General features: G+C 59.4%; 14 protein-coding genes and 1 riboswitch. Of the genes, 6 read left to right on the top strand and 8 right to left on the bottom strand.

Annotation, left to right across the window (positions count from 1 at the left end; translation table 11 throughout):
* Window positions 1–162 precede the first annotated feature (162 nt).
* Complete coding sequence (locus GT019_RS04875; protein WP_235946897.1) at window positions 163–1,104, bottom strand: SDR family NAD(P)-dependent oxidoreductase; 942 nt, start codon at window positions 1,102–1,104, stop codon at window positions 163–165.
* Between the two features lies 1 nt (window position 1,105).
* Window positions 1,106–1,486: a MerR family transcriptional regulator gene (locus GT019_RS04880; protein WP_161741629.1), complete on the bottom strand. Its 381-nt coding sequence runs from the start codon at window positions 1,484–1,486 to the stop codon at window positions 1,106–1,108.
* A gap of 198 nt (window positions 1,487–1,684) precedes the next feature.
* On the opposite strand from GT019_RS04880, the gene GT019_RS32255 reads away from it, so the two are divergent.
* Genes GT019_RS32255 through GT019_RS04895 form a run of 4 tightly spaced genes read left to right on the top strand, consistent with a single transcriptional unit; the run spans window position 1,685 to window position 5,349 of the window.
* Window positions 1,685–1,819 carry a hypothetical protein gene (locus tag GT019_RS32255; protein ID WP_268896020.1) on the top strand — a complete coding sequence of 45 codons (135 nt, stop codon included), beginning with the start codon at window positions 1,685–1,687 and terminating at the stop codon, window positions 1,817–1,819.
* Complete coding sequence (locus GT019_RS04885) at window positions 1,816–3,171, top strand: spore germination protein (protein ID WP_235946900.1); 1,356 nt, start codon at window positions 1,816–1,818, stop codon at window positions 3,169–3,171. The genes GT019_RS32255 and GT019_RS04885 overlap by 4 nt, the downstream gene beginning before the upstream one ends.
* Window positions 3,161–4,234, top strand: a complete 1,074-nt coding sequence (locus GT019_RS04890; protein WP_161741630.1) for a Ger(x)C family spore germination protein — start codon at window positions 3,161–3,163, stop codon at window positions 4,232–4,234. The genes GT019_RS04885 and GT019_RS04890 overlap by 11 nt, the downstream gene beginning before the upstream one ends.
* Before the next feature lie 5 nt (window positions 4,235–4,239).
* Entirely contained in the window at window positions 4,240–5,349 is a 1,110-nt protein-coding gene (locus GT019_RS04895) for a GerAB/ArcD/ProY family transporter (protein ID WP_161741631.1), read from the top strand.
* 198 nt (window positions 5,350–5,547) lie between these two features.
* Here the strand turns inward: GT019_RS04895 and GT019_RS04900 are convergent, their stop codons facing one another.
* Window positions 5,548–6,360, bottom strand: a complete 813-nt coding sequence (locus GT019_RS04900; RefSeq protein ID WP_161741632.1) for an SDR family NAD(P)-dependent oxidoreductase — start codon at window positions 6,358–6,360, stop codon at window positions 5,548–5,550.
* A 274-nt stretch (window positions 6,361–6,634) separates the two neighbouring features.
* Window positions 6,635–7,114, bottom strand: coding sequence for a GAF domain-containing protein (locus GT019_RS04905; RefSeq protein WP_161741633.1), 480 nt, complete (start codon window positions 7,112–7,114; stop codon window positions 6,635–6,637).
* A gap of 198 nt (window positions 7,115–7,312) precedes the next feature.
* Window positions 7,313–7,415: riboswitch (purine riboswitch) on the top strand.
* Window positions 7,416–7,518: 103 nt separating this feature from the next.
* On the opposite strand from GT019_RS04905, the gene GT019_RS04910 reads away from it, so the two are divergent.
* Complete coding sequence (locus GT019_RS04910; protein ID WP_328803907.1) at window positions 7,519–8,568, top strand: aromatic ring-hydroxylating dioxygenase subunit alpha; 1,050 nt, start codon at window positions 7,519–7,521, stop codon at window positions 8,566–8,568.
* Here GT019_RS04910 and GT019_RS04915 read toward each other — a convergent pair.
* Window positions 8,556–9,425, bottom strand: a complete 870-nt coding sequence (locus GT019_RS04915) for a class I SAM-dependent methyltransferase (protein ID WP_235946902.1) — start codon at window positions 9,423–9,425, stop codon at window positions 8,556–8,558. The genes GT019_RS04910 and GT019_RS04915 overlap by 13 nt on opposite strands.
* A gap of 201 nt (window positions 9,426–9,626) precedes the next feature.
* Window positions 9,627–13,043: a fibronectin type III domain-containing protein gene (locus GT019_RS32425; RefSeq protein WP_161741634.1), complete on the bottom strand. Its 3,417-nt coding sequence runs from the start codon at window positions 13,041–13,043 to the stop codon at window positions 9,627–9,629.
* A 364-nt stretch (window positions 13,044–13,407) separates the two neighbouring features.
* On the opposite strand from GT019_RS32425, the gene GT019_RS04925 reads away from it, so the two are divergent.
* The gene (locus GT019_RS04925) at window positions 13,408–14,031 is read left to right on the top strand and encodes a TetR/AcrR family transcriptional regulator (RefSeq protein ID WP_161741635.1); all 624 of its coding nucleotides are present in this window, start codon (window positions 13,408–13,410) and stop codon (window positions 14,029–14,031) included.
* A 57-nt stretch (window positions 14,032–14,088) separates the two neighbouring features.
* On the opposite strand, the gene GT019_RS04930 is transcribed toward GT019_RS04925, so the two are convergent.
* Both GT019_RS04930 and GT019_RS04935 read right to left on the bottom strand, forming a co-directional pair.
* A complete protein-coding gene (locus GT019_RS04930) occupies window positions 14,089–15,195 on the bottom strand; it encodes a GerAB/ArcD/ProY family transporter (protein ID WP_161741636.1) in 1,107 nt (368 codons plus the stop codon).
* Complete coding sequence (locus GT019_RS04935; RefSeq protein WP_161741637.1) at window positions 15,192–15,440, bottom strand: hypothetical protein; 249 nt, start codon at window positions 15,438–15,440, stop codon at window positions 15,192–15,194. Before GT019_RS04935 ends, GT019_RS04930 begins: the two co-directional genes overlap by 4 nt.
* Window position 15,441 lies beyond the last annotated feature (1 nt).

Genomic DNA, 15,441 nt, shown 5'->3' on the forward strand with positions numbered 1-15,441 from the left:
CGGCTGCAGATCCGCTCCAAAGCGCATGGTTCGGGAGTCCCGGTCCCGGCCAACGCCAAAAGCCGCCTCGCCCGGCAAGACGGCCTTATCATCCTTCTTCATCCTTTTGCGATCCTTGAGATCCTTGCCCGCTATTCGATCCGCGCGCCGGTCATATCCTCGCTAAGCCGCCACAGCCGCTCCGCGAAGTCCGGATCGATCGCCCACGGAAGCACGCCTGCCAGCACTTGGCCGGTCCCCTCGAGCGCAATGTCCGGGATGACCCTCGGCGATGTCGGCATCCAGGCAATAGACGCCGCCCATGCCGTTCAAACCGGCGTTCGCCGCGCACCAGACGCTGGTCGCCGCCCCCTGCTCGACCGACTTGTAGGCCGTCCCGCCGGCGGCCTTCTCCTCGTCCGTCATGAACCGGACCAGATCGGTCATGATCCGGCCCGGATGCACGGAGAAAGCACGGATGCCATGCTCGTAGCCGCGCTTGTCGAGCGCGACGGCGAACAGCGCGTTGGCGGTTTTGGACTGGCCGTACGCCGTCCATTTGTCGAACGGACGCCGTTCGAAATTCGGATCGTCGAAATCGACGCCCCCGAATCGAATGCCGGACGAAGAGACGGAGACGACGCGCGCGCCGCCGCCCGCCTGCTTCAACGCCGGCCATAGCCGCGCCGCGAGCTGGAAATGGCCGAGGTGGTTCGTCGCGAATTGCGACTCGTAGCCGCGCGCGTCGCGCGTCAGCGGCGCGGCCATGATGCCGGCGTTATTGACGAGCATGTCGAGCGGCCGTCCCGAAGCCAGGTAACGCCGCGCGAAAGCATCGATCGACGCGGGATCGGCCAGATCGAGCGTCTCCAGTTCGACGCCCGGGATGCCGACCGCGGCGGTACGGGCTTTCTCCGGCGTCCGCGCGGGCACGATCACCGTCGCGCCCGCTTCCGCCAGCGCCCGGGTCGTCTCCAGTCCGATGCCGGAATAGCCTCCGGTCACGATGGCGGTCCTGCCGCTCAGGTCGCGGCCGCCCAACGCTTCGCGGGCGGTCGTCAGCGGGCCGAAGCCCGAGGGGATCGGCGCCTGCGGGGTGACGCGGTATGCGGTGTCGGTCGGCATGTCAGTCTCCTCCTAATCCCGATAGGTGCATCATCTGTTCGAAATGCTCGATTTTATAGCCCAAGGCTTTCAGCGTCTCGCTCATCTCCGCCATCTGCGACTCGATATGGCGTTTGTGCTCGACCAGCATCCGGCTGCAGCCCTCCAACTCCTTGGCCGCCGCCAGCTTCATGTAGCGCTCGATTTCCTTCAACGGCATCTGCGTCCGCTTCAAACGCGTGATGAAGACGAAACGTTCCAGATCCGACTTGTCGTAGGTCCGCTGCCCGTTCGGCGCGCGCTTGGCTGGCGGCTGCAGCCCGATCTTCTCGTAATAACGGATCGTATCGTAGCTTAACCCCGTCCTTTCGGCAATGTCCGCGATCGACAATACAGGTTCCATGACTCGCCGCCTCCTTGATTTCCGGCCGGCCGGATGGCTGGCCGTTAGTATTAGCATCTTAACCGGTGGAGCATACTCCAGGTCAAGCGCGCGGTCTCCCGCGTCATGCGGTATATTTCGCCGATTTCGGGCCACACTACGTTCAGTTATTTCCAAATTCTTCGCACGGCGATTTTCTTTGGGGGGAGGATAACCCGCGTGGACCCGGCCGAACAATCGAAAATCGAATCGTTCGATCAGCTGTTAACCTTGGTCGGCAAGTCCAGCGATTTCCTGCGGATTGCCCTGGATGCCGGCCCGAACGCCTTACGCTCAGCTATTATCTGTCCATGACCGACAGTCGCGAGGTGCACGACAACCTCCTGCCCGCGCTGCGCAGGATGCAAGACAAAATCGACGGCTGGGCGGACGTTATCGCGCATCTTCCCTTCGACGATGCGAAGACCGAGCGCGAGACGGACCGAATCGTCCAGAAGCTGCAGCAGGGCTACGCCATGATCCAGCTTGCGGCCGGCGCAGGCCAAGCGCTGCTCGTCAACGTCCGCGACGAGAACATGGGTCATCGGGCGAACAACGATACCGAGAACGAATTCAGCGTCATCGGTCCCAAAACCGGCTTCGTCGAGAATCTGACGATCAACATGCACCTGCTGCGGCAGCAAATCGCCGTCCCGCAGCTGATCTTCGAAGAAACGACGATCGGCTCGCTATCCCGAACGGCGGTCGTCATTGCTTACATCGAAGGGATCACGAACCCTCAGATCGTCGAAACGATGAGAAAACGGCTGAAGGGCATCGACTTGGATGTCGTCTACGACAGCGCGCTGCTCGAGCAAGTCATCGCGGATAATTCGAATACGCCTTTCCCGTTGTTTCTGACCACGGAACGCGTCGACCGGATCGCTTACGCCGTGTCCTCCGGCCAAGTGGCCGTGATAAGCGGCGGCTCGCCCTACGTGCTGTCCGGTCCGTCGACCTTCATGGATTTTTTCGTTTCGCCGGAGGACTATTACTTGAATTGGATTTCCGGCACGTTTTTCCGGATCATCCGCATGCTCAGCGTGTTGTTCTCGCTGTTCGCCTCGCCGATCTATATCGCCGTGCTCACTTACCATTTCGAAGTGATTCCGACGCGGCTGCTGCATCCGATCATGCTGTCGGGGCTGCATGTTCCGTTCTCGCCCGTGATGGAGGTGCTGTTCCTGGAGACGACCATCGAGCTGCTGCGGGAAGCGGGAGCGAGGCTGCCCGCGAAGATCGGGCAAACGCTCGGCATCGTCGGCGGCATCGTCATCGGCGAGGCTTCGGTCCAAGCGGCGCTCACGAGCAATATTCTGCTGATCATCGTGGCTTTGTCCGCGCTCGCCTCCTTTACGACGCCGATCTTCAAGATGGCCAATACGATTCGCGTGCTGCGCTTTCCGCTTATCTTGCTCTCCGCGCTGCTCGGCGGTCTGGGCATTGTCGTCGGTTTCATCATGCTGTTGACTCATCTGCTGCGGCTCAAGAGTTTGGATACGCCGTACTTGGTTCCGTTCTATCCGTTCCGGTCGGGCAACTTCGCCGACAGCCTGGTTCGTTCCTCCTATCAATATACGACCAACCGCGCCTTGTTCTTGAACCCCCAGCGCAAGAAGCGCTATAAACCGGACACCGTGAAGGAAGATATCGATCATGAGGACTAAGCTGCTGCTGGGCATGCTTACGCTGAGCGCCATGCTGCTCGCCGGCTGCGGGAACGCGAACATCGTCAATCGGATTCGGATCCTGGTGGCGGTCGGCTTCGACCGGGACGGCGAGCTTTGCAAAGGAACCGTCGCTTACCCGAATTATATCCACCGGAAAGGCAGCCTGGCCATCATGAAAGGAACCGGCAACGATCCGAAGCTGATCCTGCAGCATCTCTCGCTGCAAACGCCGCGCAAAATCAGATACAACAAAATCAATACGATCGTCTTCAGCCGGGAAATCGCGGCCGGAGGCATCACCAGGCTCATCGACACGGTCGCTCGCGATCCCTCGCTAGGCGGCAACGTGCTGCTGGCCGTATCCTCGTGTTCCGCGGAGAAGGTGATCAACAGCCTGGACCGTCAGGAGCTCGAGAATTCGCCTTACAATGTCGTGCAGCAGAACATTCGCGACGGCAACGTCCCGCTGTCCAACCTCTATCTGTTCCTTCACGATTACTATTCGGAGGGCAAGGATCCGTCCATGCCGAGCCTGAGGCTGGACGCCGAGCGCCAAATCGAAGTCGACGGATATGCGTTGTTCAAGAAAGAGCGGCTCCGGCTTGTTCTGGACACGCCCGAAATGACCCTCTTCGAAATCCTGCTGGGCAAGAAAGTCAAGGGCGAAGTGCCATTTACGTACAAAGGCGAGCTCTTCGTAATGTCGATCCATCACGGAAGCACCCGGCTTTCCGCCAATATGCGCGCGGTCCCGGCCGCAGCGCGGTTCGAGGTCCGCTTGAACGGCGGCATCCGGAGCTTCCAAGGAAACCGCATCGCCAAAAACCTCTTCGAAGTCGACGATCTTGCCGCTTCGATCGAACATCAACTGATGGAGAAGCTGGTTGCGCTGCTGAAGAAGATTCAAGCGAACGGCATCGATTCAGTGGGAGTCGGAGAAGAATTCAGATCGGTGGACCGGCATTGGAACGCGGCCGAGTTCTACCGGAACGTCTATCCGGCCATGAAGTTCGACGTACGCGTGAAGGCGACGCTAAAAAATTCCGGAGCCGGAGAATAACATCCATGAGCTATCAAGCCTCTCTCTCCAAAACCGTATCGCCGTACCTGCTGTGGTTCCTGATCCATAAATCGCAGACCGGCATCGCCGTGCTCGATTTCCAATGCAAGATCGCGCACGGGGCCGAACAGGATTCCTGGGTGTCCGTGCTGCTGGTGGGCATGTCCATGCATCTGGTCGTGCTGTTGATGTTCTACGTGCTCAAGCATGCGAAAAAAGGCGATCTCATCTCGCTGCATGTCCAGCTGTTCGGGAAATGGCTCGGAACCCTGCTGAACGGCGTCTTTTGGCTGTATTTGCTCCTGTTCGTCTGCAATCAGCTCGTCACGTATTCGCAGGTCATTCAGACGCTGGTGTCCCCCGACATTCCGACATGGCGCGTGGGCTTGGTCTTTCTGCTGCTGTTCGTCTATATCGCCGACGGCGGCTTCCGCGTCATCACGGGACTCTCGTTCTGGTTCGTCCTCATCCCGAGCCTGCTGATCATCACGCTGTTCATCCCGCTGCAGTACGCGGATTGGCGCAATTTTCTTCCGGTGTTCAATCACGCGCTGCCCGATTACGCGTATTCGGCCGAGCGCAGCGTCCCGCTTTACATGGGCGCGGAACTGCTGCTGCTGTATTATCCCTTCATTCGGGACAACGCGAAAGCGATCAAGTGGGCGCATATCGGCGTCATGCATTCGTATCTCCTGTATGGAATCTTCACGATATCCGCGTTCGCGTATTATAACCTGGGCCAGCTCAAGCATTCGGTTTGGCCGACGCTCGGCATGTCCAAAATCATTCATTTCACGTTCCTGGAGCGGTTCGACTACTTCTATATCTTCAATTGGATCTTCATCATCACGCCGCCATGCTGTCTGGTCCTTTGGGGCAGCGCGCGCATTCTCCGCTTCTCCACGCCCCTATCCGGCCGCGTCTCGTTGTGGGTAACGGCCGCGATCGTATTCGTCGTCGTCACATGGTCGGAGGACATCCTGGCGGTCGGGCTTTTGGAGACAATCAGCCGATACGCCGGCAGCATCCTGCTATACGGCTACATTCCCTTCCTTGCCCTGTGCGTGCTGGTCTCGAACTGGATACGAAAGCCGCTCGTTAGCAACGCCGGCTAAAAATACGGATATTCGCGGTAAGAGGGACGCAAGGATGAATGGGAGTTCGGCCCGCGCGGGCAGACAGACGAAAAAACAACCGATCCTCGTAGGAGAATCGGTTGTTATCGAATTGCCGTTCGTTAAAGCGCGAATCAGATGGAAGTACGCGGCGGCGATGATTGCTCGGCACTACGATGGTTATGCCTCAGAAGGCGTTCAGTCCGCGAGACGCGACGTCGATTCCCACTGCACCACTTCGTCGATCCGCTTGCCAAGCTCGTCGCGGATGCCCATGGACGCCATTCCGCCGACCGGGAAATGCAGCGGCGGATTGCCGCTGTTGATCATCGCGATGATCGCTTCGACCGCCTTGCCTTGGTCGCCCTTCGGCACGGCTTCGTAGCTCTTGTCGAAGGCCTCGTAGACCGGCGCGTATTCTGGCAGCGGGTCGGCCATTTTTCTCGATTGGCCCATGAATTCGGTCACGAAGATGGCCGGCTCGACGATCGTCGTCTTGATGCCGAAAGGCGCGAGCTCGACGGCCATGGACTTCGAGAAGCCTTCGACCGCGAACTTGGAAGCGGCATACAAGCTGTAGGCCGGAATAGCCCAAACGCCGAAGATCGAGGAAATGTTCACGTAATGACCCGCTTGCTGCTTCTTGAAGACGGGCAGCGTGGCGCGGATGACATCCAGCATGCCGAACACGTTGACGTCGAATTGATGGCGCGTCTGTTCGTCCGTGTATTCCTCGAGCATGCCGAACAAGCCGTAACCGGCATTGTTGACGACGATATCGATTTTCCCGAATGTCGCCACGGCTTCATCGACCGCCGCTTGGATCTGTTCCTTGTTCGTGACGTCCAGCGCCGCGACGTGCACGTTGTTCGGCGATGCCGCCTTCAGGTCGGCGATGTCGTTGATATTGCGCGCGGTAGCGACGATCTTATCTCCGGTCGGGATTAATTGCTCCACGAATTTGCGGCCGAATCCCGTCGATGTTCCCGTAATAAACCATACTCTGCTCATGCCTGTATCGCTCCTCTAATTCGTGAAATTTTGCGGCCGCCGTTGGTTTGCAAACCGGCCTGCACGGCGCCAACCAATAAAAGACAGACCGTTCGTTTTTTATTATAGCCATGGACGTTGATCGCTGTCAACGCTTAATATGTTCACTTTCTCGTCGTTGCCTGCTTCGAAGCGACGATGGCGGTTGCTCCCTGATGGCAGCGAGCCATTTTGGAAGCAACAAAAAAACCGCCCTTGAACGGGCGGTTCGGACGGTTCGAGCGGGCCAAGCAGCTCACAGATGCAAGTTGAGCCGGGCCACGAATTTCTCCAAGTAATGCTGGTCCTCTTCGTCGAAGCGATCGAGCAAGGGACTGTCGATGTCGAGCACGCCGACAAGCTCGCCGTCCTTGACGATCGGGATGACGATCTCCGATTGCGAGGCGGCGTCGCACGCGATATGTCCCGGAAACTCGTGGACGTTAGCCACGCGCACCGTCGTCCGCTCGGCCGCCGCTTTCCCGCAAACCCCGCGGTTCAGCGGGATGCGAACGCAGGCCGGCAGCCCTTGGAACGGTCCAAGCACCAGCTCCCCGTCCCGGTATACGTAAAATCCTACCCAATTGATGTCGTCCAGAAATTGATTGAGCAGTGCCGAGCTATTGGACAGGTTGGCGATGCGATCCGATTCGCCTTCCAGGAGCGCTTGCAGCTGACGGATGACCAACTCGTAATTTTGCGCCTTGGATTCCGTATAGTGTTCGGTATGAAACATCGGCGTCGTCTCCTTATGCGGATAGATGTATTGCCTATCTAGTGTAGCGCATGCAGCGAAGCCAAATCAATGGCGGGGCAATGGTTGCTGCTCACCGAATTCGACGTCACATAACATTACATTAACATCGCAAAAACCGGCATTGACAAAATAGATGTACGTGAATAGAATGAAATTACATTCAATATGTTAGTTTATCTAACACGCTATTCACACTCTTGTATAAGCTCATTGATCGGAGTGAGCGTCTCGACCAGGCAACCGTAAATTGCCCCAGGCTACAAGAGGCCGCATGCGAGGAACGGCTTTTATTTCGATGTTCGAAGTAAAAGCCGTCTTCGCCTCCCGCCTCTTCCGCTTGGGGCTTTTTGGTACCCATCCCTATGCAAAAGGAGCGATTCCACATGAATGCCATGAACCCGTCCGCCGATTCCCGCCTGCAACTCCCCCGCGACTGCACGTTCACGCCGAACGATTGGCAGGTGCTCGCCCGATACTGGTATCCGATCGCGATCGCCGGCGACATCGCGGATAAGCCGGTCGCCGCGAAGCTGCTCGACGTCAAGCTCGTCTGCTACCGGAGCCGCGGCAACGTGGTGGTCGCCCGCGACCTTTGCTTCCACCGCGGCGCCCCGCTCAGCAAGGGCTGGATCGAGAACGACGAAATCGTCTGTCCCTACCACGGCTTCCGGTACGATTGCGAAGGCGCCTGTACCGCCGTTCCCGCCCATCCCGGCGCCAAAATCTCGCCTAAGCTGAAATTAATCCTATATCCGGCCGTGGAACGCTACGGCTTGATCTGGACGTCGCTTGCCGGAGCGTCCGAATCCGCGATCCCGGACTTCCCCGCGTGGGACGATCCCGACTACGTGAACGTGCTCCCTCCGGGCTTCGATATCGCGGGCTCCGCGGGGCGTCAGATGGAGGGCTTCCTGGATGTGTCGCATTTTGCCTACGTGCACACCGAAACGTTCGGCGACCGCAACAACACCGAGGTGCCGCAGTACAAGGTCGCGCGGGAAGGAAACGAGCTGCGCGCCGACTATTGGAGCACGGTCAGCAATTACGGCAAGGGCCAGGAGAATCCGGCGCCGGACGGGTTCATGTGGCTGCGGGCGTTTCGCGTGTTCGCGCCGTTCGCGGCTTCGCTCACGGTTCATTTTCCGAACGACGGCAGGTTGATGATCCTGAATTGCGCCTCCCCGGTATCCGCCCGATATACGCGGCTGTTCTCGCCCGTCTCGCGCAACTTCGACAAATCCGTCCCGGCCGAGGACACGATTGCCTTCAACCTGCAGGTGTTCGCCGAGGACCGGGAAATGGTCGAAGCTCAGACCCCCGAGGATCTCCCGCTCGATCTGACGGCGGAAGCCCATATCCCGGCCGACCGGACTTCGATCGCGTACCGGCAGCTGCTGACGGAGCTTGGCCTGGGCCGGGACTACACGTCTTGAATTTGCTTCGCCGTGAACGCGAACGCCGACATCGGTTTGACGCCATGGGCGGCCGCGGCTTGCTTCAAGAGCGCCAGCTCGGATTCGACGAGCGCGGCCAGCTTGTCCGGCACCTGGCGCAGATCGCCGATTTCCGCGCGCGCCTGACTCAGCGTGTAAGACACTTCCCAATGTCCGTCCTGCAGAAGCGGCGAATCGAGCGATCCTTCCGCGTTTACGTTCCATCCGGCCGCCGCCGCGATTTCCTTGATCGTATCCGGCGTGAACAACGTGCGGATATTGGCGAGGCTGGACGGCTTGAACGATTCGTATTGCGCCTGAATCAACGCCGCCAGCCAATGCGCGTACTGTCCGATGTCCGCGATTCTGGCATCCCACTCGGCGAAGCAGAGCGTGCGGCCCCATTTTCGCGCTTTGACCAAGACCGCCGTTAGCTGCTCGGCGGATTGAAAATACCAGGAACAATGGGATAACACGATCTTATCGAAGGCGCGCTCGGGAAAATCGATCTCCGGCGACAGCACATCCGTCTCGAAATCCATGCGCAGCCTGCCGCCGAGCTTGGATGTCGGAAGCTGCGCGGCGGCTTCCCGCAACGTAATCGGGGCTCCGTAATCCGGCGCGGCGACGTCCAGTCCGTGAACGAAGCCGCTCTCCCCGGCCAAATAAGCAAGCACGGCCGTCGTGTCGCCCTGCCCGCAGCCGATCTCAAGCACGCGGTCCCCCTCTTCGATGCCCCAGAAGCGGGCGAGCTTGAGCCGATGGGCCGTCTGAATGCGTTGAATACCGTCATCTCCGCCGTGAATCGCCATCGCCTCGACCACTTCGCCGATGATTTGCTCGTCGGTTAATTTCATGCCGCATGCCTCCATTCGATTGCCGCGCTTCCGACGCATCGCGAGGCGCGGTTGCCGCTTGACGATTTCTATTGTATCGTGATCGCCGCAAGGAAGCACGTCCCCGGCAATTCACCCGCCTTCCGTACTTTCGTTACAACAAGGAAGCAGCCGCCCCATGCGGGACGGCTGCTTCCTTCGTTCTCGCGGATTCGCGATCAATCAGCTCGTGAACAAGCGGCTGTTCGGCACGACCTGTTTCGTCTGGGATGCGCTGGACCAGGACAGCTGCGCGTGCGCGTTGCCGCCGTTTTCGAGGAACTCCATCTTCAGGTCGTATTTCACGCCGGCGGTAAGCGTGATCGTCGCGCTCAGCTCCCCGTTCATGGACACCCAATTGTTGATCAGCTGCACGCCGTTGACCCACAGGCGCACGCCGTCGTCCGTGTTCGTGTAGAACGTATACGTCTCGGAGTATTGCGGCTGGACTTTGCCCGTCCAGCGCGCCGTGAACCATTCGCCCGGCACGTCGTCCGTCGGGCGTCCGCCGCCCCAATCGAAATCGATGGTCGCGTCGGTCCGCGACAAGGCCAGCGTACCGAAATCGCCGGCATAGTATTGCCCGAGCAAGCCGTTCGTCGGCGTGCCGGCCGCGTTCGTCGTCACGTTCAGCGCGGAGCTCGCCGACGAGACGTTGCCCGCCGCGTCCTTCGCTTTGACCGTAAAGGTATACGCCGTGCTTGCCGCGAGGCCGTTGACCGTGAAGGTCGTCGCCCCCGTCGTCGAACCGGCAAGCGCGCTGCCGTTGTAGACGTCGTAGCCCGTGACGCCGACATTATCCGTCGAGGCCGTCCACGACAGACTCACGCTGCTGCTCGTCTTCGACGGCGACGTTAATCCCGTCGGCGCCGTCGGCGCCTGCGTGTCGCTGCCGGCGTTCGTCGTGACGTTCAGCGCCGAGCTCGCCGACGAGACGTTGCCCGCCGCATCCTTCGCTTTGACCGTGAACGTATACGCCGTGCTTGCCGCGAGGCTGCCGATCGTAATGGTCGTCGCCCCCGTCGTCGAACCGGCAAGGGTGCTGCCGTTGTACACGTTATATCCCGTGACGCCGACGTTATCCGTCGAAGCCGTCCACGAGAGATTCACGCTGCTGCTCGTCTTCGACGGCGAAGTCAGTCCCGTCGGCGCCGTAGGCGCTTGCGTGTCGCCGCTTCCGCCCCCGCCTGCCAGGTTCACGTCGCAGGTCTTGTATTGACCCGGGGCCGGATCGGTTCCGAATCCATTATTGGAGCACATGATCGTGTTCGTGAACGTGCCGTAGACGTAGCTTCCCGGAACGCCGTAGCGCACCTGCTTCGTGCCCGTGAAGTTGCACGGATTGTTCTCGCCCGCGCAGTTGACCCAATTGGCGGCCGGATCCGTCGTCACGGTCACCGCGTTGCTGGCGGCCGATACGTTGTTGGAGGCATCCTTCGCTTTGACCGTGAACGTAAACGCCGTGTTCGAAGCCAAGCCGGTCGCCGTGAAGGAGGTGGCATTGGCGCCGGACGTCGTGCCCGCCAGCGTCGTTCCGTTGTAGACGTTGTACCCGGTGACGCCGACATTGTCCGTCGAAGCCGTCCAGGACAAGCTGACGCTCGTATCCGTCTTCGCCGGCGAGCTCAAGCCGGACGGCGCCGTCGGCGCTTGCGTGTCGCCCGCGTCCGTCGTCACGTTCAGCATGTTGCTGGCGGCCGATACGTTGCCCGAAGCATCCTTCGCTTTGACCGTGAAGCCGTACGCCGTGCTCGGCGTCAGGCCCGTGACGACGAAGGAAGTCGCGCCCGAAGTAGAGCCGGCGAGCGTGCCGTTCTTGTAGATATCGTAGCCGATTACGCCGACGTTATCGGTGGAAGCCGTCCAGGACAAGTTCACCGTGACGTTCGATTTGGCCGGCGAGGTCAAGCTTCCCGGCGCTGACGGCGCGGTCGTGTCCGGCGGTCCCGTGAAGACGGTGACGGTCTGTTCCTTCACGCTCGCGCGGCCGCCGTTATCCCAGACGCCGAGAATGACATGGTAGGTGCCGGCCTTCTGATAGGTGTATGTCGGGCTTGCGGTCGTGACCGGAATGCCCTCGCCCAGATCCCACAGCGTCTCGACGATCGTCCCGTTATCGGTGGACGTGTTCGTGAAGGTGATCGGCTGGCCGAGCTGCACCGTCAGCGGCGCCGTGAAATTCGCCGCGGGCTTGGCGTCGCCGAAGCCGCGGCTCGTCAACTGGGTGTTCGTGCCGTTGCCGCTCACCGTGTTGCCGCTCCACTCCAGATCGGCCGCGGAGGACGGATATTGATCGATCGAAGGCCCGCCGTTGCCCGTGATCGTATTGTTGACGAAGCTCAGGCGGTCCGTGCCGGAAGCGGTCGTGATCTCGATCGCTTTGCGGCCGTTGTTCAAGATCTGGTTGCTGTCGAAGACGATGTTCTTCGTATCGCCGTGGATGCGGACCGCGTTGCCGTCGTAGCCCGGATACGCCGCGGCCGGATTGCCGGTCGGACCGTTCTGCCAGGTGTTCTTGTAGAAGTATTGATACTGCTCCGTGAAGCCGGTGCCCGCGCCTTGGAGCTGCATCCCCCACATGACGATATTTTGGACGGTGTTGTAATTCCACAATTGATAGCCGGTGCCCGGCGACTGCTGCATGCCGACCTGCTGGCCGCCGTCCACGAGGTTGCCCGACGTGATGCCGTGGTCGACCATGACCTCGAGGCCCATGTTGCCGACGGATCCGTCGTTCGCCTTGACGACGTTGTTGCGTACCGCGATGTACTTGGAGCGCACCGCGCTGATCCAGTGGTCGACGTTGTTGTTCTCGACGAGGGAGTAATCGACGTTGGTGTGCAGCTCGATGCCGAGGCCTTCCATATGCTTGCCGGTACCCGTGATCGTATTGCCGCGGACGGTCGCGTACGGGCTGTCGTCATTGACGAAGATGCCGCCGCGGCCCGTATTCGAGATCGTGTTGTTCTCGATCAGGGCATGGCTGGAGCCCCAGCCCGCGCGCACGCCCGCGCCCCAATCGGAATTGACGCCGCTGTTCGAGACGATGTTGTCGGAGATCTCGAGATTGGTCGATCCGATCGCGTAAAGCGCGAACGGCCCGAAGCCGGCGGAAGCGGCCAGATCCTTGACCCGCAAATGGCGCATCTTGTTGCCGTCGCCCGACTCGGAGGTGACCGCGGACAGCAGGACCGTGCTGCTGCTGCCGTCCAGCGTCATGTCCGAAACCTCCGCGTTGCTGACGTTATGCAGGTAGAAAAACGTCGTCGCCGAGGAAGCGATCGGCTTCACGGTCGTGACGTCGCGGCCCGCGCCGGCGATCTTGACGCCGGTCTTGCCGTTGACAGTCCCGGATAGATAGTAGGTTCCTGCCGGAAGCAGCACCGTATCCCCGCTCGAAGCGGCATTGACGGCGTTTTGGATCGCGGTCAAATCGTCCGCCGTATCGCTTCCGTTCGCGCCGTAAGCGGTTACATTGATCGTGGCGGCAAAAGCCGAGGTTGCCGGCACGGCCGGCAGGAGCAGCGCGGCAGCGCCGAATAAACGGATCGCTTTCATTTTCCATGACCCGGATTGCCGGGTATTTCTGGTCATCGTCATGAGTCCCTCTTTTCTATTCCATAGTTTGACTGCGAAATGCCCGATTTTCTATGATCGACCGCTTGCTTCCCTCCTTCCTCCTTCATAATCGCGCAGACCGCTCGTGCCCGTATACTGCGAGATCCGCGAAAAGCGGAAATAAAGCTGTAAAAAATGCGAATTCCTGCATCCCGGACTTTATCCGGCCGCAGCGATCGCAGTGAAATGCATGGTTGCCTTCAAAACATAGCGCTTCGCCGCCGCTCCGGTCGATCACGAACTCGCGGCGGGCGATGCAGACGATCCCGGCTTCATTCAATATTGAAAGTATGAACGTACTGTCTTTTATTAGGATTGACGAGCCGATTCATTGCGACTACAATAGATGCAATATGTTCTCTACCGGGAGGGATCCATCATTCGAAAGGGCGAGAAAACCAAACAGCATGTCATCGAGCAGACTTCCCTGCTGCTCAATCGACGCGGATATTTGTCCACGACCCTGTCCGAAATCACGGATGCGACCGGCTTGCAGAAGGGCGGCTTGTACAATCATTTCCGCGACAAAGAAGAGCTTTCCCTGGCATCGTTCAGACACAACTGCGCCGCGCTCGGCGAATACGTGTACCGCGCGGCCGAGGAAGCCGGCCCGAATGCCGTGGATCGGCTGCTCGCTTATCTGACCGCCTATTGCCGGGTCGACTATCCCGGCGGCTGCCCGATCGCCAACATGGCCAGCGAAACCCGCTTCGTCTCCGAGCCCCTCTTCTTGCAAGCCAAGGAAGCGATGGACGACGTGCTGCGTTTCACGGAGGAGACCATTCGGACCGGCATCGCGAATCGCGAGATTCGGCCGGAAGTCGATGCGCGCGACGCGTCGCTGTTTATCTTCTCGATGGTCGAAGGCGCGATCCTGATGCACAAGCTCTACCCGGATGCCATCTCGATGCTGTTGGAACGGATTACGCGGTACGTCAATGCGGAATTGCGGCTGCAGGTCCTGTCTTGAATAACCAAAAGGAGCACTCGCGCAGACTCCCTCCTGCCGATCGCTCCTTTTTGCTTTCTACGAATGGTTAAGCTCCTGAACAGATCCGCCCCGCTTCTTGAACAAGGTCAGCACAAACACGCACACCGGGACCAACACGGCGTTCAAATTAACCGAAACCGGGAGGATTTTCAGGTCGTACGCGACCAGCTCCGCCGGATTCACGAAGCTTTTGGTCGCCACCGCGAAGAAGAACACCCCGACGGGCAAATAAAAAGGCTTCAATGCCTTCATCCCGAACAGCCTGCCCGCGATCTGAACGAAGACGTACTGCAGCACGATAATCTCGTACATCGTCATGATCGTCCATATGGCGATGATCAGGATTTCGATCCGCTCGATGTATTCGCCGAACTTCACCAGCTGAATCGACGAGAAGAACGGAAACATGGCCGTCTTGAACATGTTGTCGCCCAAGCTTCCTATCGTGAGATAGGTTGCGATCAGCAGATACGCGCATGAGAACACGACGGCGATGGAACAGGATTTGAACAGCTTTTTCTGGTGCGTGACCTCCGAGAAGAGGAACACCATCACGTACGATTTGCAGAACGGAAATCCGAACGAAATCAACGACCCGTACAGGAGCAGCGGAAGCGGGTGCTGGAGCTGCGGCATGAACGGATTGGCTTCGACGTCTTGGTAAATAAAGAAGCCGATCGCCACGATGGAGACGACGAAGAAAGGCAAAATGACCAGCACCGACCTGGCGATCGTGCTCAGTCCAAGCGACGCGGCGTACGTGGTAACGATCACGACGAGCAGCATGATCAGATTAGGCGACGTGCCCGGAAGAATGGCGGACGTATAAAACACCGATATCGAGCGCAGCGACAGCACCCCGAGGCCCAGCATGCCGAGGAGATAAAAGGCATGCGCCAGCTTGCCGAGCCATTTGCCGAGCACGATGTCGATGATGTCGCTCATATTGGCATGCGGGTATTGATTTTGCACGTAAGCGTTCATTTTCAACAGCATCAGAATGAACAGACACGCCGTCAAATTAGCAATCCAAACGTCCTGCATGAGCAGTTTCGCTTCCAGCAAGTAAAGGGTCGAGAATCCCGACAGGAACGAGAAGCAGAGACAGCCCAGCTGAAACGGCGTTATCCGTTCGCGGATCACGGGACGTTAACCTCCGTGGATACATTCAGCCACTCGATCACGTAATCCGACAGCGGCCGGTATAACCATGCATGGATGGATTCCGCCGTCGGCAGATGACGGACCCCCGGCAAGAGGTATGCGGCCACTACGGACGATACGAGCCCGAGCACGACGCTTTCGCGCAGCTTCCCTCGCCTCCACAACCTCGCGCAATGCCACGCTCCGTAGGCCGCAATGGCCGCAATTACGAAATATCCGATCATG

Origin of the sequence: Paenibacillus glycinis (assembly GCF_009909185.1) — a bacterium.
Lineage (GTDB): Bacteria > Bacillota > Bacilli > Paenibacillales > Paenibacillaceae > Paenibacillus_Z > Paenibacillus_Z glycinis.